This is a genomic window from Acinetobacter sp. ANC_7635, assembly GCF_056779945.1.
The window spans coordinates 697,992-721,392 of sequence record NZ_JBWYIS010000001.1 but is presented as its reverse complement, the minus strand read 5'-3'; the positions used below and the strand labels follow the sequence as shown (position 1 = coordinate 721,392).

Genomic DNA, 23,401 nt, shown 5'->3' with positions numbered 1-23,401 from the left:
GACCTTTAATTCTTTAGAAATACTTAACCAAACATTAAATATTCAACAAATCAAATATGTTGTAGTGTTACATTAAGCATTTATCAGACCAACATCTATCCATTTTGAACCCTAATTCGAAGATTTGATTTTATTCGTATTTTTTTACCCAATAGTAAAAAGCCCTCCATGATAGAGGGCTTTTCTTGGCATATGTAAGCTTAAAATTTAGCCTCAAGAACCTGAGCCGATACTTGGTTTTTCCATAGGGAGCGTAAGGTTGGCAAATAGAATTTTTCACCTAACTCTACTAATTCAGCATCAATCGCCGTATGAACTTCATGCATGAACAAATAGTCTAAATCTACCGTACTGAGCTTAGGTTGTTCTTTAGAAAACTTTGCTCTTTTTTGTTGAGCAGTTTTTACTAGCTGATCTGCAAATTCACGATTTTTGAATTGTGTAATGGCATTTAGACGCAGTTCAATAACACCCCAACCTGTCAGTAGAAGTTTGAACGTTTCAAAATCTTTTGTTGTTGATTCCCACGTCATGTCTTCTAGATTTTCATCTTTAGGCAGAACAGGAAGTAGTAATTCCATGATACTTGGGAAGATTTTTTTAAAGTTAAGAATAAATTTAACAGGATGTTCACCTGGATAATCTTGAAATTGAACATTTTTTTGAACATCTGTTAAATATATATCGAGCATTGAAAATTTCCGTAGATTGGCTGTCTTAAGTCTAAGATAAGAACTTTGATACAACAGCAATTAAAAGCAATGTGTATTTTAACAATTGTGACGAGTTAATCAATCTCATAATAATTACATGACTATGTGATGAAGTTTTTACTTATTTTTTTAATGTTTTACAGTTATCGCATAATAAATCTTCCTCCGTTGAATATTTCGTTAATTTCTCTATTAATCTCATGATAGCTATCATTATTAGCCACCCTGAGCCCGTTAAAATTGTTAATGTAATGTTCCGAAGATTATTAAATTTATGTTTCTTTCTATTCTGAACTTCATCATCAATACCTTGCTTACAATTGATACATTCTGGTTCTTTGTTCTCTTCCCACCTTTTATGCAAAATTTCGAGTTGATTGTAAATTTTAGGACTATCAATCTCTCTTAAATATTCAATTACAGGTTGGAAGAGGTTGTAATTAGCTTTAAGTATTGATTTGAAACTACTTTTTATTAATTCTTCATCTAAGTTGTTATGTCTGATTCCAATTGCTACAAATTCCAAAAAATTTAATAAATATGTTACAGCCGATTTTTCCTCATCTTCCAATGAATTAAATTTTTCTCTAGTCAATTGCACTTTATCTTTCGACTCTACGTTTTGATCCTTCCCCAAATTCCTTCTTATTTTGGTTGCAATATCAACCTTAGCAATATACGCAGTAGAATTCCTACTATTCATCAATACTTGTACTGAATGACTTCTTATAGTGTTTATAATTTGCACCCTTGAAGTAAAAATCCAACCAAAAACGGCAGCTATAGCTGCTAAAACCGTAACTAATGCTGTCGTTTTAAACTGCCCATCTGTATTTTCTATATCAAAATTTAGAAATTTATAATCTTCAAAAAAACTTTTCCAAATTAATATTTCTACAAACGTGATACCTAATAAAATTAAGATGAGAAGGAGTTGATTACTACTTCTAATCTTAATAAAGAAATTATCTCTACGATAAATATAAAAATAAGCAATTACAGTGACATATGGAATAATCAAAAGATAAGTATAAAAGTAATTCAATTTTATTTTACTCAAAAATAAAGCACCCTAATGGATGCTTTATTACACAAATTTAAATGAGTCTCAACCTAATCCATAGCCTTCTTCAAGGATTAGACGAGCTTTATAATTATTCATGATTGTCTCCTTTATAAAAGCCTTAAGTGACGTATGAAAGGTCGTTATATAAATAGTATTCTGAAATGAATAATTGGTCAATATATTAAAGACAGTTGCTTGTCAATATATGTTATCAACATTCAAATCATAAAATTCACCAAATCAAAATCACTTCACATTAGGTGAAACCATATTCTCAGGTACAACGACTTCATCAAACTGCTCAGCTGTGACTAAATTCAGCTCTACAGCAACTTGTTTCAGAGTCTTTCCTTCCTTATAGGCAGTTTTCGCAACCTTAGCCGCGTTTTCATAACCAATCACAGGATTCAATGCAGTAACTAACATCAACGAGTTATGCAAGAAATAATCGATCTTATCTTGGTTTGGCTCAATCCCCACAGCACAATGCTCATTAAAGCTATTACATGCATCACCTAGCAGTTGAATTGATTGCAGTAAATTATAAGCAATAACCGGCATAAAAACATTTAGTTCAAAATTACCTGAAGCACCAGCGATATTAATTGTCGTGTCATTACCCAAAACCTGCGCAACAACCATCGTCATAGCTTCACTTTGAGTAGGATTCACCTTACCTGGCATAATACTCGAACCTGGTTCATTTTCAGGAATACGAATCTCCCCAAAACCACAACGAGGACCACTCGCTAACCAACGAATATCATTGGCAATCTTATTTAAACTCGCAGCAAGTGTTTTCAGTGCGCCAGAAGCAAATACTGCAGCATCACGTCCTGCTAGTGCTTCAAACTTATTTGGTGCAGTCACAAAAGGTAAACCCGTAAGCTCAGCCAATTTTTTTGCTGCATTTATAGCATAATCAGGATGAGCATTTAGACCTGTACCGACAGCTGTACCACCTAATGGCAATTCATATAACCCTTCTAAAGCTTGCTCTAGACGCTTTAATCCATGATCGAGTTGGGATACGTAACCACTGAATTCCTGGCCTAAAGTTAACGGCGTTGCATCTTGTAAATGTGTACGCCCAATCTTAACGATATTTGAAAATTCTTGAGACTTCTGATGTAAAGTTTCACGTAAAGCTTGAACTGCTGGAATCAGTAACTCATTGATCTGTAAACTAGCAGCGACATGAATCGCTGTTGGAAATGAATCATTTGTAGATTGAGCTCGATTAACATGATCATTTGGATGAACGGGTTTCTGTGCTCCAAGCGGATTACCCAGCTTTTGATTCGCAATATTTGCAATGACTTCATTACAGTTCATATTACTTTGAGTACCAGAACCTGTTTGCCATACCACTAATGGAAATTGACTGTCCCATTGCCCCGTAATCACTTCTTCTGCAGCACCCACAATATAATTCGCCAATTCAGCAGGAATCTGATTTAACTCAGCATTAGTAAGTGCAGAAGCTTTTTTGACCAGCCCCATACCACGGATCATCGCACGAGGAAGTCGCTCACCACCAATTTTGAAATTTTGCAAACTGCGCTGGGTTTGAGCCCCCCACATCGCATCACTTGGTACTTCTACATCACCCATCGTGTCGTGTTCTATACGTGTTTGCATATCAGCCTCAAATATTTCGCTATTCCTTGGAAGAATCATGTTTGATTCGGATTCATCCACCGTTGATTTGATGCTAATCAAAAAACCCATAAATGTAAATGATTATCATTTTAATTATTAAAGGTGCTTTGATAGTATCGCCATTGATCTTCAATCATTTGTTCTAGTGATCGATGTGCTTTCCATTGCAATAATTCTAATGCTTTTAAACTATTCGAACCAATTTGATCTAATTCTTGGAAAACATAATCAGTTTCCTCAGTTCTAATTTTTGTTTCAGTCACTTTTTCTACAGTATTAATCAAGTTTTGAATTGAACTTGGCTGACCTGCGATATCAAATGCTTCGCACGTTGATCTTTGATTAAATAACCACTTTAAAGTTGCAATGACTGCCTCGCACACATCAATGACATGCACAAAACTTCGTTCAACCGTTTGGTCTTTTGTCTTGGCATTCTTTTGTAATTGAATGGAATCGCGCTGCATGGCTGCGATTTGTAACACCAAAGGCAAAATATTTTTAGGTAAAGGGGCAACCACTTCACCCAAAACTCCATGTTCAAAAGCACCAGCTACATTTGCTAGTCTCAGGATCGCAATACTCCATTCTTCGTCCGTTTTAGAGGTATCACGGATGATCTCTTCGATCATTTGCTGGGATTTAATATAAGGGTTTGGATTGGCAAAATTGAGAGGATGTTCTTCATTTAAATTCAAACTCGAAGTGCCATAAACCGCCATACTTGAAAGATGCAATAATGTTCGTACACCAGTTCGTTGCATTGCACGCATCAGACTCATAATGCAACTGACATTATCATTATAATATTCAAGCGGTTTTAAGCGAGACTCCTCTAAAGACTTAAATCCTGCAGTATGTATAACAGCACGGATTGAGTACTGCTCAAAAACTTTATTCAGAGCAGGCGTATTTCTAACATCTAGCTTTACAAAAGGTACATACATCCCAGAAATGTATTCAAGACGTTCAAGCGTTTGTAAATTCGCATTGGCAAGATTATCTACAATGACGACTTCTTGACCATGTGCCAATAAGCTTAAAACAACGTGTGAACCTATAAAGCCTAATCCACCTGTCACTAAAATCATTGTATACTACCTTTTTGTTTAAAAGCCTGAACAAGCTATTTTCAGTTTGATCACCCTATGCGAAGTTTTAAATGAGTACGTTATTACTAATTACCTCGGCACCTAGCTCAATCCATGCTTGGCATGCATTAGGACTCGCACAATCATTGCAAGCGAAAGGCGAAATTTTTCGAGTTTTCTTTTATCAAGACGGCGTTCAAGTTGCAAACAACTTACAGTGGTCGCCAGATGATCAAAGAAGTCTCACACAAGAGTGGCAAAAATTAAATATCAAACTTCCTGTTTGCGTAAGTGCTGCCCTAGCACGTGGAATCACTGATGCTGAAAATGCTCAACGCCATCACATTGAGTCCCATAATCTGGCTGAAGGTTTTCAGCTGGTAGGACTCGGTGAATTGGCAGATGCTGTCTCATCTTCAGCACGTCTAGTTCAATTCTAAATTATTCATTTTTCATTGATTGTTGCAATTGAAAGGTAAATTGTGTGAAATCTGTACTGGTTATATTAACCCAATCAAATCTCAACTCGCTACAAGTTCATGAGAGCCTTTCTGCAACCATGGTTTTAGCAACTTTTGGCGCTGAAGTAAAAGTTTTATTGCAAGGCGCAGCCTTAAGTTTACTCCGTTCCGAATTAAGCTTCGAACCCATTAAACATGCGTTTAAACTGGCTTCCAACCTCGTCGATAGCTTTGAGTTTTATGATCTAAGCCCTATTTTGGTTGAATCAAATCAACAAGATAATCCCTTTGTTCAACATACTACGCATGAAATTAAATTTATTGAATTTAATAAAGAGTTAATTCAAAGCTTTGACCATGTACTGTATTGGTAACTCATATGACCGATAAAACGCTTTATTTAATACAATCTCAATTTGCAAATACTGAACATTGTATTCAACAGGTTCAAAAAACACTGGATACCAATGATGCTTTAGTGCTTATGGGGGATGCGGTGTTGGCATTGTTTACACCATCTGTACTTACGATTCAAAACAAGGTCTACGTTTTAGATCGAGATGCTGAGTTATTACCTTCGCATCTATTGAACGGCGAGTATTTTCAAATTGAAGTGATTGATTACACCACTTTTGCAGATATCATTCTGGGCTTTACACGCTGTATTAGCCTTAAATAAAACAAATTTATTGACTTAGGTTTTACCATGACCACTGAATTATCCCTTGAACTCGATCAAGATGGTCATTTAGTTGACTATACCATTTGGAATGAAAATGTAGCGCAAGTACTCGCGAATACGCTCGAGCTTGAGCTAACAGCTTGGCATTTCGAAGTATTGCATGCGGTGCGTCAGTTCTACGCTCAATTTGGTCATTCTCCTGCAACTCGTCCCTTAATCAAATTTTTAATGAAACACGTCAGCGCTGACATTGATAATGCAGTATTGCAAGAAAAGTTTAAAACAGGCCTAGTTGCTCGCCATCTAAGTCGATTAGCCGGAATACCAAAGCCTGCCAATTGTCTGTAAACCAAAACTACTTTTTGATTTACATAGCATATCGAGTCAGTTCGTAGCTTTAAAAAATGAATTAATCAGTGAAATAGACATTAAAAAACCCGCTATGCAGCGGGTTTAGACATCACCTAGACTAATGATGGTTAAGATGTCGCGTGTCAATCAGGGAAATTGGAATACGTCAACTCAACGCAAAAAATTATAATAAAGTTCGAGTTATCAATTCAGTCCAAATTCATATCAATATCTGACAAATTTGCTAGTTTGCGCTACACCAATCATCAATTGTCATGCCCGATTGTTGAAAACTCGTAGATTGCTGATTTAAATAAAATTGCGCAATACGTTTCACTACATGTGCTTGTTCAACTTGAATAAACTCGTCTGCTAAACCAACAATGTTTAGATAGGCCTTTAACCTTCCACATAAAGCAAGTTGTTGCTCCATCGGTGTGGCTGTACTGTGTTCATCATCTAAAATCTGCTTGGTTTGTTCGATCAGCTGCATTTCATGATCCAGTTTTTGCTGATACACCATCTGTTGTGCATCAATCAAATCATTCGCTACAACCTGTTGTGATACAAAAAAACTTAAACCTACAAAAATCAACCTCACCCATAACATGCACATTAGATTCCTAAATCAGGCTCAGCTTTCCAAACATCCTCATAATCATCTCGATCAATCATAAAACGGAAACCTGTTTCCAATGCAAGAAATGGAATTGCGTCGGGTAAAATTTCTTCAAGCTCTTTCACCGTCATCGTCTCAAAAAAATCTTCGCCCTCGCCTAATTCACCACCATAAATAAACCATGCCACTTTCTCACCTGGTTCAGGCTTATTACGCAAACCGACGATTGGCTCTTGATCTAAAGTATGCTTAGCCACAGCAACAACATCATCTTCATTCACTTTGATGTAAGCAGAATCAAACTCCTCACAGACTAATTTTTGCTCTTCAATAAAATCTTGCAACATGGATGATTCCATTTTCATCATAAATTCAGACCTAATTTTAAGCATAGTGTCGTATAAGCACAATCAATCCGACGAAACAATCTGTTTTTACAATGTTTTTTTTGCTATCTTGATTTTGTTACATATTCAAGATTAAATGGGGGGAATTTCATATGAGCAGCAATTCAAATATTTCAGCAACAAATACCGCTTCTCTACATGGTGGTAAACGTGCCAATGCAGGTCGAAAATCACAGTTTTCAGAAAAAACAGTAGTAATGCGTGTTCCTGAATCAAAAGTGATTCAAATTAAAGAATGGTTAAAAATACGACCTGAAGATGATTTCAATCAACAAATTGAAATTTCACCGATCCAATTTAGAACACGTTTAAAAATCGCCTATCCTATTGAATCTGTGGCAGCAGGCTTCCCTTCCCCAGCACAAGATTATGTAGAAGGACATATTGATCTAAATGAATACTTGGTTCACAACGTAGCTTCTACTTTTATACTACGCGTAAATTCGTTATCAATGAAAAATGCAGGGATTGAAGTTGGTGATCAAATCTTGATTGACCGGAGTTTGAATGCAGAACATGGTGATATCGTCTTGGCGCTGATTAATAATGAATTCACAGTAAAACGATTAATGCTAGAAAAACAGAATGATGGAACGATCCTTTTATGGTTAAAAGCCGAGAATCCAGACTACCCTGACATCTATCCTCGTAGCGAAGAACAAATCATGGTCTGGGGTGTAGTGACTTGTATTTTAAAAAAACTGAAATAAATTGATCTAAGCAATTCACCCTACTCCTATGCAAAATATTTATCATCAAGAGATTTTTGCGCTCATTGATATTAATAACTGCTATGTCAGTTGTGAGCGTGTATTTAATCCAAGTTTAAATGGTCAACCGGTCGTTGTTTTAAGTAATAACGATGGTTGTGTCGTATCTCGTAGTGAGGAAGCGAAAGCTCTCAATATTGGCATGGCCGTGCCATGGTATGAAATTGAAAAAGATATGCTTAAAGCTGGTGTTAAAGTATTTTCAAGCAACTATGCCCTCTACGGCGATATGTCTAGTCGTTTTTTCACTATTTTAGAGCAACACTTTCATGCAGATTCAGATCTAGAGCCCTATTCAATTGATGAATGTTTTATTCGTCTAACACATTATCAAAGTCTTTTTGATTTAGAAAAATTTTGTCGGGAATTAATCGACCGTATTCAACAATGGATCGGTTTACCTTGTTGTATCGGGATTGGTTACAGTAAAACGCAAGCTAAACTCGCCAATCACTTTGCCAAAAAACGTTCTGGTTTTAACCGAGTTTGTTCTTTATTGGATTTGGATCCATGCAGTTTTGATCAATTACTTATAGAAACCTCAGTGTCGGAAATTTGGGGCGTAGGTCGAAAAATTAGTAAACAACTTGAAAGTTACGGTATTTATAATTGCTATGACTTAACTTTTGCCAATGAACACTATTTAATGAAGCAGTTTTCAGTGCTTATGGGGCGTACCATTCGTGAGCTAAAAGGTCAGTCCTGTATTTCACTAGAAGATCCTGATTTACCGTCTAAACGAATCTTAGCATCACGAAGTTTTGCATCAGCATTAAAGGATAAAGCATTAATCAAGCAAGCCATGATTTTTCATTTAAGTCGGGCTCATGAGCGTTTAACCAAGCAAGAACAATTATGCGCCTGTGTCCATGTGTCTCTTTATGAAAAAATTCCAGTAAAACCATTCAAGAAATCACATTCTCATGTAATTGGTTTGGAATATCCGACGGATGATTTATTACTCCTGACTCATGCAGCACAACAGCAAATTGATGTTTTATTTAAAGAAAATATACGTTATGTAAAAGTTTCCGTCATGTTTTCTGCTTTGAGTGCTAAAAAAACACATACACACGACCTTTGGCAGCCTCATGATTTAATCCAGCAGCGAGATTCGCTCATGACAACAATTGGCGCTATGAAAAACCGCTTTGGAAAGCATTGTATTCAAGTGGGCTATCATACCAATCAACAACAATGGAAAATGAAGCAATTGCACCACTCTCCACGCTATACCACCTCATGGTCAGAAATGCTGACTATTGATGACTCACATATGGCGGTTACACAAAACAAATGAATACTTTTGGTCAATTCGGTTTAAAATAGCAGACTCGAAGAATTAAAAGAAAAATGTAATTTTTTAACATTGCCAATTGACTGCAAAGTTCTCAAAATACAGCTCACTGACGACATTGTTTTTTTGCTATTTTTGAAACAAAATATAAATGAAAAGCTTAAAAACATGCCATAATATGCAAACTTTGCAGACATCTTGCAAGGTTATATTGCAACTTTCATATTGGAGCTGTCTTCATGAGTTCGACCATTTTGGTCATACATGGACCAAATTTAAACTTGCTAGGAAAGCGAGAACCTGAAGTTTACGGACATTTAACTTTAGACGATATCAATCATCAACTCATACAGCAAGCTCAAGAAAGTTCAATTCAACTTGAAACCTTCCAAAGCAATTGGGAAGGTGCCATTGTCGACCGAATTCATCAAGCCCAGATTGATGGTATAAAATTTATCATCATCAATCCTGCTGCACTGACCCACACCTCAGTAGCAGTACGTGATGCCCTATTAGGTGTTGCGATCCCATTTATTGAAGTTCATCTTTCAAATGTTCACGCACGTGAAGCATTTAGACACCACTCTTATCTCTCAGATAAAGCTGTCGGTGTCATTTGTGGACTAGGCGCACAGGGTTATTCATTTGCATTAACTCATGCCGTGCAAAAAATTCAAACTTCTACACCTCTTTAACCTTAGGAATACGAATTCATGGATATTCGCAAAATTAAAAAGCTCATCGACTTAATGATTGAATCGGATCTTCAATCTATTGAAGTAAAAGAAGGTGATCAATCCATTGCTTTAGCGCGTCGTAATCCTATCGTAGCCGCTGGTGTTGCACCAATACAATCTGCTGCGCCAGAAGCTCCAGTTGTGAAACCCGCTTCTCGTGGTGCTGTTGAAACCTCACCAATGGTTGGCGTGTTCTATGCTGCACCAAGTCCAGGCGAAGCACCATTTGTAAATGTAGGACAAACTGTTTCAGCAGGCGAAACGCTTGGAATTATTGAAGCAATGAAAATCATGAACCCAATTGAGGCAACTCAAAGTGGTGTGATTGAAGAAATTTTAGTTAAAAATGGTGATGTAATCCAATTCGGTCAACCTTTATTCCGCTACCGCGCGTAATCGTTGGGGGTTGGTATGTTGCAAAAAGTTCTCATTGCCAACCGAGGTGAAATTGCACTGCGTATTACACGTGCTTGCAAAACACTCGGTATTAAAACAGTCGGTATCTACTCGGATGCCGATAAAGACCTCATGCATTTACGCTTTGTTGATGAAGCCGTTTGTATTGGTCCTGGTGCAAGTAGCGAAAGTTATCTAAATATTCCTGCAATTATTACAGCAGCGGAAGTGACTGGTGCAGATGCAATTCATCCAGGTTATGGCTTTTTATCAGAAAATGCTGAATTTGCTGAGATTGTAGAAAGTTCTGGTTTTATCTTTATTGGTCCACGTCCTGAACATATTCGCCTTATGGGGAATAAAGTGTCAGCGATTATGGCGATGCGTAAAGCTGGTGTACCAACCGTTCCAGGTTCAGCTCATGCTGTAACACCAAACAATGCCTTGGCGGAAGCAAAAGAGATTGGCTTCCCACTTATCGTAAAAGCTGCTGCTGGTGGTGGCGGTCGCGGTATGCGAATTGTTGAACGTGTTGATACACTGTTGGAGTCTGTACAAGCAGCTCAACGTGATGCTGAAATGTGGTTCGGTGATGATACGGTTTACATGGAACGTTTCCTTCAAAAGCCACGCCATGTTGAAGTACAGGTGATTGGCGATGGTAATGGTCACGCCGTACATTTATATGATCGTGACTGTTCATTACAACGTCGTCATCAAAAAGTTCTTGAGGAAGCTCCTGCTCCGAACCTTCCAGAAGAAGCTCGTGCTGAAATTTTAGCAGCTTGCGTAAAAGCATGCGAATTAATGCAGTATCGTGGCGCAGGCACGTTCGAATTCTTATTTGAAGATGGTGAGTTCTTCTTTATTGAGATGAATACACGTGTTCAAGTAGAACATCCTGTGACAGAAATGGTAACGGGTGTCGATATTATTGAACAACAGCTTCGTGTAGCCGCTGGTCTTGGTTTAAATCTAGAACAAGATCAAATCAAAGTACACGGTCATGCAATTGAATGCCGTATTAATGCAGAAGATCCAACCACCTTCCTTCCATCACCAGGTAAAATCGAGCAATTCTACACACCTGGTGGTGCAGGCATCCGTTTAGATTCTCATATCTATCCAGGTTATAGCATTCCACCTTACTATGATTCGATGATTGCTAAATTAATCGCACATGGTAAAGATCGCGAAACCGCTTTGGCTCGTATGAAACAAGCCTTAGATGAAATGATCTTAACTGGAATCAAAACCAATATTCCGCTACACAAAGATCTCATCCTTGAAGATAAGAACTTTGCAGAACAGGCTATGGATATTCACTACTTAGAGAAACATTTGTTGAAACAGGTACAAGGACATAGCGAAGCTGAGTAATTACAGCTTTACAAGATGAATAAAAAAGCCTCTTTTTCAAGAGGCTTTTTTATTATTGAAGAATAGACTGCAAAGATTTTAGCTTAAGGCAATATACGATTAAGTTTTGCAAAACATTGTCCACCCTTTTCAGATGCACAGAAATTGATTTGATTCGGATTGTCCCATTTTACAAAATATTGAGACAAATCTCCTGCCTGATCTACTTGATTACCAGAGCAGTCTTTTTCGTTGTTCTCATAATTGACTTGCATGACCAAGGTAGGCAACAAGCCCGAAGAGCTGTCTTGAGATGGTTGATACTCAAATAAACCGACCGACCACTCTTTAGCACTATTCACGACCACCTCATTGTTACCACGGAAATTATAATACTCAACACATTTTTTATTATTTGGAATTTCCATTCCCCATAAACCTAAAATTTCTGGGCGCATGTTGATTCGAATATTATTTTCAGGCTGTTGTAAATCAGCACCTTTAGCTTGCGCTTGGACATTTTGATCGGCAGAAGAAAAAGACGTCATTAATAAAAGTAAAGGTGCAAAAAAAACTGTTTTTTTCATACAACATCTATAGGTCAACGTTTAGAACTAAATTAGCACATTTCAGCAAGAAAACTCATAGAATTAACGTGATAAGAACAATTTTATATAAGAAAATGAATTCCCTATTGATGAACTTTAAATCATCAGCAGTTTAATGCGATCTATTGATTTATTAGTCCAAAAATATATTCTTATCAGAATAATATTCATTCTATACCTCACAGAAAGCTTAAAAATATAAGATTTTATGCAAGGGAATATACGTTAAGTATGACCATATGGATACGAACAGAGCTGATTAAAAACAATGCACAATCTTTTTTGATTGTCATGCTCATCATTACACTTTGTGCTTTGGCTGGAATACTTGGTCGACCTCTCTCATTTCTTGCAATTTTCTGGCCTGCAAATGCCGTACTACTTGGTCTTTTTTTAAGATTTAGTTATCTCAATAATCTTGGTGGCTGGCTTGGGGCCTTTTCTGGGTATATGCTTGCAGACCTAGGTACTGGCAACACTTTACAACTTACTTGGTTGTTAACTCTTGCTAACTTGCTAAACCCATTAGTGACCTTATACCTACTGAACCGGTTAAAAATCAATTATCAAGAATTCAATAAAGGTCTTACATTTGTTTACTTATTTTTAATTAGTGCTTTTGGAGGGTGCCTAGCGAGCCCAACCTTTGCGATTTTAACCATCCCTTATGTTCCTAACAGCTTTATGGAACTCAGCCGTATTTGGGTTGATTTTGGCATGTGGTGGAGTGGTGAAATTCTTAACTTTGTCGCTTTTTTACCTATTGTTCTCGCATTACCAAACAAAACTACAGTTCAACAATATTTTGTAAATCAAAAAAATCAACGTTTAAGTTTGCCCCTTGTCTTACCCTTCATATTTGTCGTTGTATCTGTAATTCTAACTCACTTTTTTATTGGCCCTGGCGCCATCATGTTCCCGATCGGAGCACTCATCTGGGCAGCATTAACCTACAATTTATTGTTGGTTGCAATCATCAACTGCTTTGTATGTATGTTCTTATACAACAGCTTAAGTGCATATTATCTAACAGAATCTCCCGAAGCATTTATTTCGACAACACTGTCTGTTCGCATCGGTCTTTTCATGCTGGCTTTAGGCCCACTAACATTATCAATTATTAGTTTGAATCGCCAAAAGCTATATCACCAAATATTATATTTAGCGAACCATGACAGTTTAACAACAACTATGAATCGCCGATATTTTTATGAAGAAAGCGAAAAGACGATAGACTCAACTCATAGGGAGGCGAAATCCAATATTCACAGCGTGTCTATTCTACTACTCGATATTGACCACTTTAAAAAAATTAATGATCAATATGGACATGAAATAGGTGATATTGTTCTCAAAGACTTTAGCAATATCGTCAGATCTCAAATTAGATCAAATGATTTATTCGGTAGAGTTGGCGGTGAAGAATTTGCCATCTTAATTAAAGATAGTAACCTACCAGCCTGCATTAAAATCGCACAGCGTATATGCGACAGCGTGGCAGAAACACCGATTATGATCAGGCAAAATCAACATCTCAATATTAGTGTAAGCATAGGTTTAAGTTATCAACAACTTCCGTCTGGCACCCCATTCCAACAATTGATTAATCGTGCAGATGTTGCCCTTTATCAAGCGAAATCTGAAGGACGAAATAGATTATGCGTGGATCCGCAATTACTATTTACTCAAACATCATAAGTCACTATCTTGCTTCAGTGGGCTTGAGATTTGGTAAAGCGGATAAAAATATGAAACCAATCAACGTTGAAGCTCCTGCAATGATAAAAATATAGCTGCCAGAAATCAGCTCCCAATATTGTCCTGCCAATACGCTTCCAGATGCCACACCCAAGCCCCACATCGTACTATACAAAGCTTGAGCTCTACCCTGCTGCCCAGCAGAAAAGTGCTCAAAAATAATGCGCATCGCCAATAAGTGAAATAAACCGAAACTGAATGCATGCATTGTCTGGGAGAGAAATTGGAGAACAAAACTTTCAGGAAATAAACCAACAATCAAAAACCTAAGCCCAGTCATCCATAAACAGATCGCAACCAACTGACGCCATGTAAAACGATTTAAAAAAAATGATGCATAGGCAAACATCATGATTTCAGCAATAACACCTGTTGACCAAAGAAATCCTGTTGCTGTGGTACTAAATCCAGATGACTGTAAGTAATTGCTATAAAAACTATAGAATGGTGCTTGAGCAAACAACATAATGAACTCAATTAAGAAAATTGCTTTCACAACTGGTTGTTTTAAGACTGGAATAATGGATTCAAGTGTTTTTTGGGCTTTTGGTGCGCCCTTCGGTTCTTTTACTGTAAATGACCATAAGAACGCTAGAAATGAAATACTCAGTAATAAAATCGGGAGATACTGAATATCGATGATTTCAAGAATTAGACCAATAAAGAAAACACCAACAATAAACCCAATCGATCCCCATTTTCTCACTTTGCCATAAAGTTCATTTCGTTTTTCGCCTAACCAAAATAATGTAACGCCTTCAAATTGAGCAAGTATCGCATTTTGAAAAAAGCTGAAGATCAACATTAACAAGGCAATTGATTGAAAATTATTGGGTATAATAAAAATGAGGAACCATATACTCGCTTCCATCCATGTTGCGATTCGCACCAATAGCATTCTTTTACCCGTTTTATCCGCCACCCAACCCCAAATAAACGGCGCAAAAAAACGTGTCATGATTGCAATTGCACTAAGCCACCCAATCTCTAAAAAGCTAAATCCCTGATCTTGCAGATATAGACTCCAATACGGCATGAAGGTACCGACAATCGCATAGTAGAAAAAGTAGAATCCACCTAATTTTGTTTTAATTGGCAACGCTTGTATCATATTGCAATTACCAGTATTTTCAATAAGTTAATATCATTTAATAGTTGCATACATTTGTTACCACTTAGGTGTAATTGCACTTCATCAGTCTACAAATCAGTCTACAAATTTATTTTTTTGTAGACTCTTCATTTTTTGTAGACTGAAGATATTTACGTCTTAGAAAATAATTCTGTGATCATTTTCATCAGAATTAATTGTTAGTAAGTTACTAAAGAAATTTTATACTTTACCTATAAGGTTTCCTACCCAATTTTGCTATTTCTCTTTTTTGAGAATTCAGCGGATAGCATAACTTGCAAAGTATTGAAAAAATTTCAATCTATAGATTGAATCGTACTAGACTGCGGTAATAGAGTTTGATGAGGAAATTACTGCTAAATTGCTAATGTATAAATTTATGACAATGCATGAGTAAGAGTTTTTATAAATTACAAATATATTAATTTAAATATTATATTAATAATCGATTAATATCAGGCACTCATAATAAATATTTCTAAAACTATAAATCTTGATACATATTCAGGGTATCTATTAATAAATATAAGGCACATGCTGAGTTTGTCGATAATACTATTGACAATTCAAGGACAATCATTATGTCAAATTTCACAAAGTCAAGTGACTCTAAAACCCAGCAACAACATAACCAGCAACAATCAAATCCTGCAGGCGATAATACGCAAAAAACTCAGCAAGAAAAAAATAAGGAACAGCAATTAAATGCTGAGAACAGACAAACTAAAGATGCTCCGAAAGAGCATACTGAGGTCGAAGTTAAAAAATAACTTATAACTCAGAATTCTTAAATCATTTAAAAGGTTTAACTCCTTTTAGGTGATTAGGATAAATAATGAATATTGTTAAAGTTAAAGTCCATAAAATGTATGAAAACTTTCACAGAAATCCAGCTATTCAATATGTTGGGTTTTTTGATGATAATAATGTATTAATCAGCTTATACGATAACAATAATATTAAACTCATTAATAAAATCGGGACGTTGCAATGGGTAAGTATTGCTACTAATCAAGCTTACTTTGTTGAAATACCAGATTATATTAGTGCCGAGAATTAAACTCATGATGATTAAATACCCTCAAGTAATCCTCGTTTTTCACAAAGAGTCAAACCACAGTGATCGTAGATGTGCTTGGGCAAACTATAATTATCAAGGGAAACTAAATAACATTACAGATTTTTATGGCCAGAATTTATCTATTTACGATGGCAATAAAGTTGTCATCGATGGTGATATTTGGGTTCTGGAAAGTCATCTACACAAGGTATATAGAGATAGAGGTCGCAAATGAAAAAAATTCTAAGTGCATTCGATTTAAAACGTAATTTATATTTCAGAAAATTAATGCTCGATGGTGATTACAAACAAAATGTATATGATTTAAAGCATAGGAATAATTATGATTTATATGTATATAAATTAATAGATAGTGAATCAGGCAGAAAACTGTATTTTAAAAATTTTATTATATTTAAATAAATTAGCCCTCATTTAGAGGGCTATCTCTTTACTGATTAGCAATAATTACTTTTGAGATTTCCCTGGCAATCAACCATGCTTGATCTTGAATTAGCTTTGCTTCAGCATCATGAGAGATAAAACCAACTTCAAGGATTAAACCTCCATTTTGTACGAAAGCCAATTTGCCTCGAGCCGATTTAGATTGATCAATCCAGCCACTATCTCCACGAAGTCGTGAACCTGTGATTTTCTGAACGGCTTTAGAGATCTCTTGAGCCAATTTCTTATCTTTAGGTAATGAGATTGTTTCAATACCAACAGCAGTTTTGTTTGCTGCTGCATTCATGTGAATCTCTAGAGCAATTTTAGAGCCTTTGATCAATTTGAGTGCTGAAGACAATGGATCGTTCTGAGTACCGATACCATCAGTTTTAACCTGTAAGCCCGCGTGCTTTAAGTAATAAGCCAAAGCATTTCGAATGGTTACAACTAAATCTGCTTCTTTAAGACTGCCATTTACCGCACCAGGATCAGAATTTGAATGCCCTGCTGTTACAGTTACAAACTGATTTACGCCATGCAGTTCAGGTTGAGCTTTTAAGCGCGCGAGCACCATTGCTACACCAACAAAACACCCGACAAATTCTTTCCATTGTTCTGGAATGTAGGTTTTTAGCTCTGGTGGAATAACATTCCACACCTGCACAAACTGATCACAGAATAAAATCAAGGCATAAAAAAAGGCGCCAAATGCGCCCACTTGTACTGACTTGAGTTTCCAAGCCTGTTTCCAATTATCAATTAATTTCATTTTTACCTCTGTGCTTTTCTTCAGCACGTTTGTTTTCAAGTCGTTTGTAATGCCAATTCACTAGAAATGTGAGAAATGCCAATAGCAGACTCAGCCAAGGAATCCAGTTGATAGTTGCCACCCATGAAAAAAGGGTGCCTATTCCTAGACACCCATATGTAAATTTTGTAGCTGTGGACGCGGCAACCGCAGCATCTACGGCTAATTGCGCCTTTTCAGACATCTCGCCCCCTAAATTTTGGTAATAAAAAAGCACCCGAAGGTGCTTTATGGTTGAAAACTTTAACTATCAGCAGTTGCCTGTGTGATTCGTGTTGAATAGTTCCACGAGGTCGGCTTCCACACGTCTCGCGCAGCAGCACGCACATAATATGTAGTCGTTGATTGCAAACCAGTAATCGTGCAAGCATTTTCAGTCCCTGTCCAACGTGCTGCCGTTGTATCAGGATCAAAGTTCGCATTGGTACTGATCCACACCTGGTAATCTTTCAGATCAGGCACTTCACTTGGAATCCAAGTCACTGTGATCGAATCTGCAGTTGCCGATGTGTACACGTTCAACAATTGTGGTGGCACTGGATTACTGATATTCAGCTCTGCAAAAGTGCTGACAATCGAACCGTTTTTACTTGCAACACGTACTGTATAAGCACGTTGAATACCATCGATTTTTGCTTCATCCATGCTGTATGAATAGTCGGTATTTGTTGTATCAACAGTTCGAAGCAATACACCATTCGACCAAATCTGCACAATATAACCTGTCGCACCAGCTGCACTTTGCCATTGAACTTTAAAGCTTGTGCCTTCAAATGCAGACTGCAGCGATAAACCTTTAACACCTGCAGGACGACCACCATTGATTGTGTAACTGTATGCCGTCACTTCATCCAAGGTTTCTTCCTTTTGCTCAAGACCATTGAAGCTTGTGAACTTCAGATAAATCTGCTTACCAACCATATTTGAGTTGAAGTCATACTCAAAAATGGCTCGGTCAATACGAACAAATGATTCACCTGCATTGTGTGAGCCTGCATCGTCAAAACGCCCACGAAGCATGCCACTTAATGTATAACGTCCTGATCCATCCAAGGTTGCATCGATATAGTTGATATATTCATCACCGACTTTACACAGTGTTGCATCAACTTCAGCGTCTTCAAGCGTACCACCAAAGATTTGACTAGAAGTATTCAATTGAACTTGCATCAATGTGTCATCTGCATCAATTGCTGAAACTAATGTACCGTAACGCGCTGAACCATAGATAGTGCCGATCATTTCATAAGTCGTATTGTCTATACTTGCCCAGACGTTACAGCCACCCCAATTAATACCACCTGACGCAGCTACCCAAATCTGATTTTTACCATCAGTCAATTCTAAAGGAGGCTCAAAAATAGCCGGTGCATTGACATTACCTGGTTCTTCATTGCCACCTTGATACCCATTCGATGATTGCAGGTCATACTCAACTGCTGAGCGAGATCCGACGGCTAACTCTTCAGCTGTAATCGAAAGCACTCCTTCTTCATCTTCTTCAACTCGTGTGATTCGTACTGGAAACTGATTCAAACCTAAGGATTCATCCGTAATCGTCACAATATCCATCGGCTCAAGTCGGCAGTACTTCCAGCCCAATTCAAACTCATATTCATTTCGAACATAGAGTTTTCGCTGTAATAGCAATTGCACCGCATGACGAGCAATTTTTGGCTCACAGAAAAAGTCAAACTTAACTGGATCTTGTGTACGTAGCCCAAACATTTCAATATTTGCTTGGTCCTTTGCTTCAACCGTTTCAGTATTGTATTGGTTAAAACGATTCACGTACTCAATTTGGCAGTGGTTGTATGCATCTGTATCACGACTTCGACGTACACGTACTGGCTGATCTTCACCTAAGAAATCATCATCTGTTAAGTGATATACCGGTTCAAGATTTGGCGTAAATGTCACACCATTACCCGTCACTGCACTGTCACCGAATGAACGGATTTTCAAGCCGTCTGGACTCGGTACCACAGCACAATTCACCGCTTCCACAATTTCATTGATGATTTCAAATGCTTCACGTTGTTCTGTCAAAGCAGGACTGATCAACAAATTAGTGGCTGCACAATAGGTTCGAAATTCAGATAAATCTGCCATATTCAAACTCGGTGCTGCACCGTACCGTGGATTTGTGATGAAGTCTTCAATCACATCCGCTGGGTTCGCATCATGGATCGTTTCTGAAAATGTAATATCGCTAATCACTTCAAAATTATGATTCGATAATGCTGCACTACCACCTAGATCATAATTTGCACATGCCACATATCCAAGGAACGGATAATGCACTGCTTCATCAGGATGCTTGGATGCTAAATATCCCCAAACAGGATTGTGATCACCATCAAAGAGTTCAAATCCAACTTGATCTATTGGCTTGAGTTGCACACCGCCTTCGGTTTTTGTGACGATCTGTTCTTTATCACGCCAAATGATGCCAATGTCTTTAATTTTGTTTTCACATAGACCAAGCATCAAAGATGCAGAATAAGTATATGTTGTGTTTTTGGTCTTGGTTTTTCCACCTTTACCACCAGATTTAGTCGTCGTAGTATGAGCAGTGGATTTAAAATCCCCGTACCAAAACATATTGGCTGCAACACGATTTTTGCCATAGACCAACGGCTGAGTCAGACCATATGCAGATTGCTGAATGCGCATCGAATTGATGCGCTTATCAGACGTACTGATCGTCGTACTTCCAAGTATTCCGCCCATTATTCTTTTAGCCTCTTCATACGAAAAAAGCCCGCAATTCTGCGAGCTAGACTTCCCTTGGTACCATCCTGCAGGATGACCCCCTGATGGATGTATGAATGAATGATTGTTGGCCATTCAACGACAATTGCACCATGACTGATGCACTTGCCAAAATGATAGAGAACAATGTCACCAGGCTGTGGCTTATCGACTTCATAGCACACAGATAAAACGTGCTCCAAATATCGTTGGCCGAGCTGGTGCATGTGCCAATCAGGTGGATATGGACGCGGATCTAAATGTTCCATCAAGCCCACTTTTTCATAGACTTCACAGATCAGCGTTCCACAATCCACACCCACACCTTTCACACGACCTTGGTGATGGTATGGTGTGCCGAGCCAAGTCATGGCTTCGGCAACTGCTTTATGGTGTAGACCAACTGTCATTTGAATAGATTCCACCTTCACCAAATCGTAAGTCGAATACAGCTTGCGAACTCTCATGTGCTTGTTCATAAGTTTGACCACTCACAGTTAGATCTTCAAGATAGAGGCTATACAAAATCCAAGATGGTTGACCTACGATTACGCTTGAATTTGAATGAGAACCAATCGTGAATAACTCAAATGCAATACTGTTTACATTCGTAGAGTCTTGAGGATTAAATAGCGTTTGAGCACCATCAGCCAGCCAGGGTGAATTTGGGGTTGCCGCATTTTGACGACCAATCAAGTTGTCACCTGGCTTAGCTCCTACAATTGTCCCGTTTGAAGTTTGCTGATAAACAGATGGTGTATATCTTGCAGCAGTAATCGGATTACTTAAACTACGCACGCCAGCTAAAGTAAACGCAGACGCATTTTCAAGTGAATTTCTAGTTACTACGCCCATTAAAGAAATATAAAACGCATGGTTTGGGTGTGCCATGCAGTAATCATTAATTGCAGTAGGTAGAACACCACTTAAAACACCTCGGGGAGTTTGGTTAGTTATATCTTGAGGATAAATGCCGTGAAGACCGCCTTTCGAAGTTCGTTCTGCAAGTCCACCCACTTCTGCTAAAGTATTGCGCACTTCAATACTGTTAATTGTTGCACCTGTGATTGTGCGTGCTTGATCAGCGGCATAGTTCACCAAGTGAGTTGGAATACCAGCTACTCCATCGCGTGCCGGCTCAATTAAAACTAATGAGCCAGCATTTAAGCGCACGTCTGTTTCATTTACATTAATACCGTAATCGAAGTCACGATCAATAATAAATTTTACGCCAGTCATGATTTTTCCTTATTTTAAAAATATAAAATTAACATCACTTTCAAAACTGAAAGCACTTGTAGTTGCGTAAGCATGCAACTGAACGTACGTGCACAAATTCCCACCATTTCTTGGCGAAATAGGTCTGATTAAATGTTCTGCATCAACGCGAGCAGATTCAATCGTAATCATTGTTTCATTGTCATTAATTACTCGTTCGAGTACACCTTGGTTGTTTGCGTTGTCATACCTGCAAACAATAATTTCATCTTTCATACATGGATCAGGAAATGATGCACCGTCGAAGTAGTTGGAATAAAAGGGCTTACCTGATGCTGCATAGGTGCGAATTTTCCAGCTGCCGTCAGATTCAAGAGAAATTACTTTGTAATTCCCTGTGTTTTGTAGCTGCCCTGCGGTCCACTCTAAATAAAGAATTGCAGGCGACATAGGTAATGATCGAACATAGAACATGCGCCGATCTATAGATGCGTTATGAGCCAAAACAGGGACAAAATTAGCTATATTGATTGGAAGATTTGCATGCGTCTTTACGTTTGCTATTGTCGTACCGAGATGATCTGTTAAATCACCAGAGACAATATCAATTTCCCAATAATGAATGCTGTTTAGGGCTTGAGAAGGGTTATAATAAGAAGCAATACGCAACTTATTGTCTGCAAGCGTTGACGTTATGTAATACTGTGCATCCGCAGTTAAAATATTATGCTGATCAAGGGTTGTGATAATTCCTGTTTCTTGATTTACAGAAATCTTTGTAAAACCCCATGATCTCTGCGCAAATCGCGAGAAAATATAGAAAATATCTTCTGTTTCCGTGCTTTCACTTTCAATGTGATGCAATTGTGTATATGAGATATTTACACCCGCTGCAATCTGTTGTTCAGCAGCTAACTCTAATGTTGAAATGTCGCCATCTTTCGTTGAAACCTTGGCTGATAAATACTGCGTTTTATCGTGATTTTGCCACATCACAATTGATCTGCGATTATCTTTTATGAACACAGATGGGGCGTTGTGATCATCTATAAGCGCAGTTTGTCCAACTTTAACCTTTCGTGTAATCCCGCGACCAATGACGTATTCTCCAACGTAAATTGAACCATCTTCCCCATAAATACCAGAAATAACGCGAGGGTATGGCTTTTCTGTATATGTGTGGATCGGATGAATCCACCACTCTTGAGATGCTTTTCCAAATTTTTCACTCTTTGTTTCTTCGGTTGAAAGTTCAATTTTATTGACTTTCAATTTATCAATCTGAATAACACCATCATTGCGGAGTGCAATAGGGTATTTATGTCCGTTGCCGATGCCAAAAACATACCCAGAGAATGGATCTAATGCTTGCATTTTCATGCCTGCGATAGATTGTTGTTCTGCTTGAAATTCATTCACATTAAATTCTTCAACAGCAAGATTCTGAGCTTCTATTTTTTCAGAAACTACAGTGCCATCTTTTTTAATGCCTAATGGCATTTTCCCGTTTTGCCCCACAAAACCAACTGAGTATTCTGAAAATGAGTCAAACATTTTTACATTCGTGTTGGAAACTTGCCAAAACGCTGTTTTTTGATCCGTATAATTTTTTGAACTTGATAATGGATCATAAGAGCTTTTTGTTAAGCTTGTAGCCTCTACAGATTCTTTGTAATAATCACCACCATCTGTTTCGCTAAGTACCGATACTTTGGTATTTAATGAAATATTAGCAATATCAGCATTTGCTGCAGCAAGAGTTGGATAAGTTTTTATTGCTCCATTTTGAAAGCTTGATAATGCGCCATCTACATAAGTTTTCTCGGCTTTTGACGACATTTCAACTTTTGTTGGTAGCTCAGTAGCTACATAATTTAAAAGCTTTTCTTGGGCAGCTTGAAATTTACGCTGAGTAATATTGGTACCAATGAATTCAATAATATTTGGTAAAGGCATTTTCCTACCCCATAAAAAAACCCAGCTCAAGGCTGGGTATGGATTATTA

At 37.6% G+C, this 23,401-nt stretch carries 26 protein-coding genes; 12 read left to right on the top strand and 14 right to left on the bottom strand.

The window, feature by feature from the left end; genetic code table 11:
• Nucleotides 1–200: 200 nt before the first annotated feature.
• From AC1M89_RS03725 to AC1M89_RS03710, 4 genes are all read right to left on the bottom strand, one after another.
• Nucleotides 201–692 (bottom strand): hypothetical protein, encoded by a 492-nt coding sequence (locus AC1M89_RS03725; RefSeq protein WP_035267803.1) that lies wholly within the window; start codon nucleotides 690–692, stop codon nucleotides 201–203.
• Between the two features lie 142 nt (nucleotides 693–834).
• Complete coding sequence (locus AC1M89_RS03720) at nucleotides 835–1,773, bottom strand: DUF4760 domain-containing protein (RefSeq protein ID WP_481597085.1); 939 nt, start codon at nucleotides 1,771–1,773, stop codon at nucleotides 835–837.
• Between the two features lie 252 nt (nucleotides 1,774–2,025).
• Nucleotides 2,026–3,420 (bottom strand): class II fumarate hydratase, encoded by a 1,395-nt coding sequence (fumC, locus tag AC1M89_RS03715; protein ID WP_481597084.1) that lies wholly within the window; start codon nucleotides 3,418–3,420, stop codon nucleotides 2,026–2,028.
• A 110-nt stretch (nucleotides 3,421–3,530) separates the two neighbouring features.
• The gene (locus tag AC1M89_RS03710) at nucleotides 3,531–4,532 is read right to left on the bottom strand and encodes an NAD-dependent epimerase/dehydratase family protein (RefSeq protein ID WP_481597083.1); all 1,002 of its coding nucleotides are present in this window, start codon (nucleotides 4,530–4,532) and stop codon (nucleotides 3,531–3,533) included.
• 71 nt (nucleotides 4,533–4,603) lie between these two features.
• Between AC1M89_RS03710 and tusD the strand changes: the two genes are divergently transcribed.
• The 4 genes from tusD to AC1M89_RS03690 are packed head-to-tail and all read left to right on the top strand — an operon-like array spanning nucleotide 4,604 to nucleotide 6,023.
• Nucleotides 4,604–4,972 (top strand): sulfurtransferase complex subunit TusD, encoded by a 369-nt coding sequence (tusD, locus tag AC1M89_RS03705; RefSeq protein ID WP_035267807.1) that lies wholly within the window; start codon nucleotides 4,604–4,606, stop codon nucleotides 4,970–4,972.
• Between the two features lie 44 nt (nucleotides 4,973–5,016).
• Nucleotides 5,017–5,367, top strand: a complete 351-nt coding sequence (locus AC1M89_RS03700) for a hypothetical protein (RefSeq protein WP_035267809.1) — start codon at nucleotides 5,017–5,019, stop codon at nucleotides 5,365–5,367.
• Nucleotides 5,368–5,372: 5 nt separating this feature from the next.
• A complete protein-coding gene (locus AC1M89_RS03695; RefSeq protein ID WP_035267811.1) occupies nucleotides 5,373–5,672 on the top strand; it encodes a DsrH/TusB family sulfur metabolism protein in 300 nt (99 codons plus the stop codon).
• A gap of 27 nt (nucleotides 5,673–5,699) precedes the next feature.
• A complete protein-coding gene (locus AC1M89_RS03690; protein ID WP_035267814.1) occupies nucleotides 5,700–6,023 on the top strand; it encodes a TusE/DsrC/DsvC family sulfur relay protein in 324 nt (107 codons plus the stop codon).
• Nucleotides 6,024–6,270: 247 nt separating this feature from the next.
• On the opposite strand, the gene AC1M89_RS03685 is transcribed toward AC1M89_RS03690, so the two are convergent.
• Nucleotides 6,271–6,642: a hypothetical protein gene (locus AC1M89_RS03685; RefSeq protein ID WP_481608607.1), complete on the bottom strand. Its 372-nt coding sequence runs from the start codon at nucleotides 6,640–6,642 to the stop codon at nucleotides 6,271–6,273.
• Nucleotides 6,642–6,992, bottom strand: a complete 351-nt coding sequence (locus tag AC1M89_RS03680; protein ID WP_035267817.1) for an immunity protein Imm33 domain-containing protein — start codon at nucleotides 6,990–6,992, stop codon at nucleotides 6,642–6,644. The genes AC1M89_RS03685 and AC1M89_RS03680 overlap by 1 nt, the downstream gene beginning before the upstream one ends.
• A 152-nt stretch (nucleotides 6,993–7,144) precedes the next feature.
• On the opposite strand from AC1M89_RS03680, the gene AC1M89_RS03675 reads away from it, so the two are divergent.
• The 5 genes from AC1M89_RS03675 (at nucleotide 7,145) to accC (ending at nucleotide 11,632) form a co-directional block, all read left to right on the top strand.
• Nucleotides 7,145–7,762 (top strand): LexA family protein, encoded by a 618-nt coding sequence (locus tag AC1M89_RS03675; protein ID WP_257219868.1) that lies wholly within the window; start codon nucleotides 7,145–7,147, stop codon nucleotides 7,760–7,762.
• Nucleotides 7,763–7,790: 28 nt separating this feature from the next.
• Nucleotides 7,791–9,122 (top strand): Y-family DNA polymerase, encoded by a 1,332-nt coding sequence (locus AC1M89_RS03670; protein ID WP_481608606.1) that lies wholly within the window; start codon nucleotides 7,791–7,793, stop codon nucleotides 9,120–9,122.
• 236 nt (nucleotides 9,123–9,358) lie between these two features.
• Nucleotides 9,359–9,814: a type II 3-dehydroquinate dehydratase gene (aroQ, locus tag AC1M89_RS03665; RefSeq protein WP_481608605.1), complete on the top strand. Its 456-nt coding sequence runs from the start codon at nucleotides 9,359–9,361 to the stop codon at nucleotides 9,812–9,814.
• Nucleotides 9,815–9,832: 18 nt separating this feature from the next.
• Entirely contained in the window at nucleotides 9,833–10,252 is a 420-nt protein-coding gene (accB, locus tag AC1M89_RS03660) for an acetyl-CoA carboxylase biotin carboxyl carrier protein (RefSeq protein ID WP_035267829.1), read from the top strand.
• A 15-nt stretch (nucleotides 10,253–10,267) separates the two neighbouring features.
• A complete protein-coding gene (accC, locus tag AC1M89_RS03655) occupies nucleotides 10,268–11,632 on the top strand; it encodes an acetyl-CoA carboxylase biotin carboxylase subunit (RefSeq protein ID WP_035267832.1) in 1,365 nt (454 codons plus the stop codon).
• Between the two features lie 83 nt (nucleotides 11,633–11,715).
• Here the strand turns inward: accC and AC1M89_RS03650 are convergent, their stop codons facing one another.
• Complete coding sequence (locus AC1M89_RS03650; protein WP_035270703.1) at nucleotides 11,716–12,198, bottom strand: hypothetical protein; 483 nt, start codon at nucleotides 12,196–12,198, stop codon at nucleotides 11,716–11,718.
• A gap of 252 nt (nucleotides 12,199–12,450) precedes the next feature.
• Between AC1M89_RS03650 and AC1M89_RS03645 the strand changes: the two genes are divergently transcribed.
• The gene (locus AC1M89_RS03645) at nucleotides 12,451–13,917 is read left to right on the top strand and encodes a GGDEF domain-containing protein (protein ID WP_481613923.1); all 1,467 of its coding nucleotides are present in this window, start codon (nucleotides 12,451–12,453) and stop codon (nucleotides 13,915–13,917) included.
• Between the two features lie 4 nt (nucleotides 13,918–13,921).
• Here AC1M89_RS03645 and AC1M89_RS03640 read toward each other — a convergent pair whose 3' ends face one another.
• Nucleotides 13,922–15,085, bottom strand: a complete 1,164-nt coding sequence (locus AC1M89_RS03640; RefSeq protein ID WP_179998280.1) for an MFS transporter — start codon at nucleotides 15,083–15,085, stop codon at nucleotides 13,922–13,924.
• 605 nt (nucleotides 15,086–15,690) lie between these two features.
• Between AC1M89_RS03640 and AC1M89_RS03635 the strand changes: the two genes are divergently transcribed.
• On the top strand, nucleotides 15,691–15,879 hold the full coding sequence (locus AC1M89_RS03635) for a hypothetical protein (RefSeq protein ID WP_481595290.1): 189 nt from the start codon (nucleotides 15,691–15,693) through the stop codon (nucleotides 15,877–15,879).
• 65 nt (nucleotides 15,880–15,944) lie between these two features.
• Complete coding sequence (locus AC1M89_RS03630) at nucleotides 15,945–16,169, top strand: hypothetical protein (RefSeq protein WP_481590017.1); 225 nt, start codon at nucleotides 15,945–15,947, stop codon at nucleotides 16,167–16,169.
• Between the two features lie 451 nt (nucleotides 16,170–16,620).
• On the opposite strand, the gene AC1M89_RS03625 is transcribed toward AC1M89_RS03630, so the two are convergent.
• Genes AC1M89_RS03625 through AC1M89_RS03600 form a run of 6 tightly spaced genes read right to left on the bottom strand, consistent with a single transcriptional unit; the run spans nucleotide 16,621 to nucleotide 23,352 of the window.
• The gene (locus AC1M89_RS03625) at nucleotides 16,621–17,385 is read right to left on the bottom strand and encodes an N-acetylmuramoyl-L-alanine amidase (protein WP_481595291.1); all 765 of its coding nucleotides are present in this window, start codon (nucleotides 17,383–17,385) and stop codon (nucleotides 16,621–16,623) included.
• Nucleotides 17,372–17,608: a holin gene (locus AC1M89_RS03620; RefSeq protein WP_481595292.1), complete on the bottom strand. Its 237-nt coding sequence runs from the start codon at nucleotides 17,606–17,608 to the stop codon at nucleotides 17,372–17,374. Before AC1M89_RS03620 ends, AC1M89_RS03625 begins: the two co-directional genes overlap by 14 nt.
• Nucleotides 17,609–17,667: 59 nt before the next feature.
• Complete coding sequence (locus AC1M89_RS03615) at nucleotides 17,668–20,157, bottom strand: phage tail protein (protein WP_481595293.1); 2,490 nt, start codon at nucleotides 20,155–20,157, stop codon at nucleotides 17,668–17,670.
• Nucleotides 20,157–20,588 carry an NlpC/P60 family protein gene (locus AC1M89_RS03610; RefSeq protein ID WP_481595294.1) on the bottom strand — a complete coding sequence of 144 codons (432 nt, stop codon included), beginning with the start codon at nucleotides 20,586–20,588 and terminating at the stop codon, nucleotides 20,157–20,159. The genes AC1M89_RS03615 and AC1M89_RS03610 overlap by 1 nt, the downstream gene beginning before the upstream one ends.
• Complete coding sequence (locus tag AC1M89_RS03605; protein ID WP_481595295.1) at nucleotides 20,566–21,417, bottom strand: hypothetical protein; 852 nt, start codon at nucleotides 21,415–21,417, stop codon at nucleotides 20,566–20,568. The genes AC1M89_RS03610 and AC1M89_RS03605 overlap by 23 nt, the downstream gene beginning before the upstream one ends.
• 9 nt (nucleotides 21,418–21,426) lie before the next feature.
• The gene (locus AC1M89_RS03600) at nucleotides 21,427–23,352 is read right to left on the bottom strand and encodes a hypothetical protein (protein WP_481595296.1); all 1,926 of its coding nucleotides are present in this window, start codon (nucleotides 23,350–23,352) and stop codon (nucleotides 21,427–21,429) included.
• Nucleotides 23,353–23,401: the final 49 nt, after the last annotated feature.

Excerpts from the sequence above, each read along its gene's own strand:
- AC1M89_RS03725 (WP_035267803.1), bottom strand. The coding sequence starts at position 692 with ATGCTCGATATATATTTAACAGATGTTCAAAAAAATGTTCAATTTCAA.
- fumC (WP_481597084.1), bottom strand. The coding sequence starts at position 3,420 with ATGCAAACACGTATAGAACACGACACGATGGGTGATGTAGAAGTACCA.
- AC1M89_RS03710 (WP_481597083.1), bottom strand. The coding sequence starts at position 4,532 with ATGATTTTAGTGACAGGTGGATTAGGCTTTATAGGTTCACACGTTGTT.
- tusD (WP_035267807.1), top strand. The coding sequence starts at position 4,604 with ATGAGTACGTTATTACTAATTACCTCGGCACCTAGCTCAATCCATGCT.
- AC1M89_RS03695 (WP_035267811.1), top strand. The coding sequence starts at position 5,373 with ATGACCGATAAAACGCTTTATTTAATACAATCTCAATTTGCAAATACT.
- AC1M89_RS03690 (WP_035267814.1), top strand. The coding sequence starts at position 5,700 with ATGACCACTGAATTATCCCTTGAACTCGATCAAGATGGTCATTTAGTT.
- AC1M89_RS03685 (WP_481608607.1), bottom strand. The coding sequence starts at position 6,642 with ATGTGCATGTTATGGGTGAGGTTGATTTTTGTAGGTTTAAGTTTTTTT.
- AC1M89_RS03680 (WP_035267817.1), bottom strand. The coding sequence starts at position 6,992 with ATGTTGCAAGATTTTATTGAAGAGCAAAAATTAGTCTGTGAGGAGTTT.
- AC1M89_RS03675 (WP_257219868.1), top strand. The coding sequence starts at position 7,145 with ATGAGCAGCAATTCAAATATTTCAGCAACAAATACCGCTTCTCTACAT.
- AC1M89_RS03670 (WP_481608606.1), top strand. The coding sequence starts at position 7,791 with ATGCAAAATATTTATCATCAAGAGATTTTTGCGCTCATTGATATTAAT.
- aroQ (WP_481608605.1), top strand. The coding sequence starts at position 9,359 with ATGAGTTCGACCATTTTGGTCATACATGGACCAAATTTAAACTTGCTA.
- accB (WP_035267829.1), top strand. The coding sequence starts at position 9,833 with ATGGATATTCGCAAAATTAAAAAGCTCATCGACTTAATGATTGAATCG.
- accC (WP_035267832.1), top strand. The coding sequence starts at position 10,268 with ATGTTGCAAAAAGTTCTCATTGCCAACCGAGGTGAAATTGCACTGCGT.
- AC1M89_RS03650 (WP_035270703.1), bottom strand. The coding sequence starts at position 12,198 with ATGAAAAAAACAGTTTTTTTTGCACCTTTACTTTTATTAATGACGTCT.
- AC1M89_RS03645 (WP_481613923.1), top strand. The coding sequence starts at position 12,451 with ATGACCATATGGATACGAACAGAGCTGATTAAAAACAATGCACAATCT.
- AC1M89_RS03635 (WP_481595290.1), top strand. The coding sequence starts at position 15,691 with ATGTCAAATTTCACAAAGTCAAGTGACTCTAAAACCCAGCAACAACAT.
- AC1M89_RS03630 (WP_481590017.1), top strand. The coding sequence starts at position 15,945 with ATGAATATTGTTAAAGTTAAAGTCCATAAAATGTATGAAAACTTTCAC.
- AC1M89_RS03625 (WP_481595291.1), bottom strand. The coding sequence starts at position 17,385 with ATGAAATTAATTGATAATTGGAAACAGGCTTGGAAACTCAAGTCAGTA.
- AC1M89_RS03620 (WP_481595292.1), bottom strand. The coding sequence starts at position 17,608 with ATGTCTGAAAAGGCGCAATTAGCCGTAGATGCTGCGGTTGCCGCGTCC.
- AC1M89_RS03615 (WP_481595293.1), bottom strand. The coding sequence starts at position 20,157 with ATGGGCGGAATACTTGGAAGTACGACGATCAGTACGTCTGATAAGCGC.
- AC1M89_RS03610 (WP_481595294.1), bottom strand. The coding sequence starts at position 20,588 with ATGACAGTTGGTCTACACCATAAAGCAGTTGCCGAAGCCATGACTTGG.
- AC1M89_RS03605 (WP_481595295.1), bottom strand. The coding sequence starts at position 21,417 with ATGACTGGCGTAAAATTTATTATTGATCGTGACTTCGATTACGGTATT.
- AC1M89_RS03600 (WP_481595296.1), bottom strand. The coding sequence starts at position 23,352 with ATGCCTTTACCAAATATTATTGAATTCATTGGTACCAATATTACTCAG.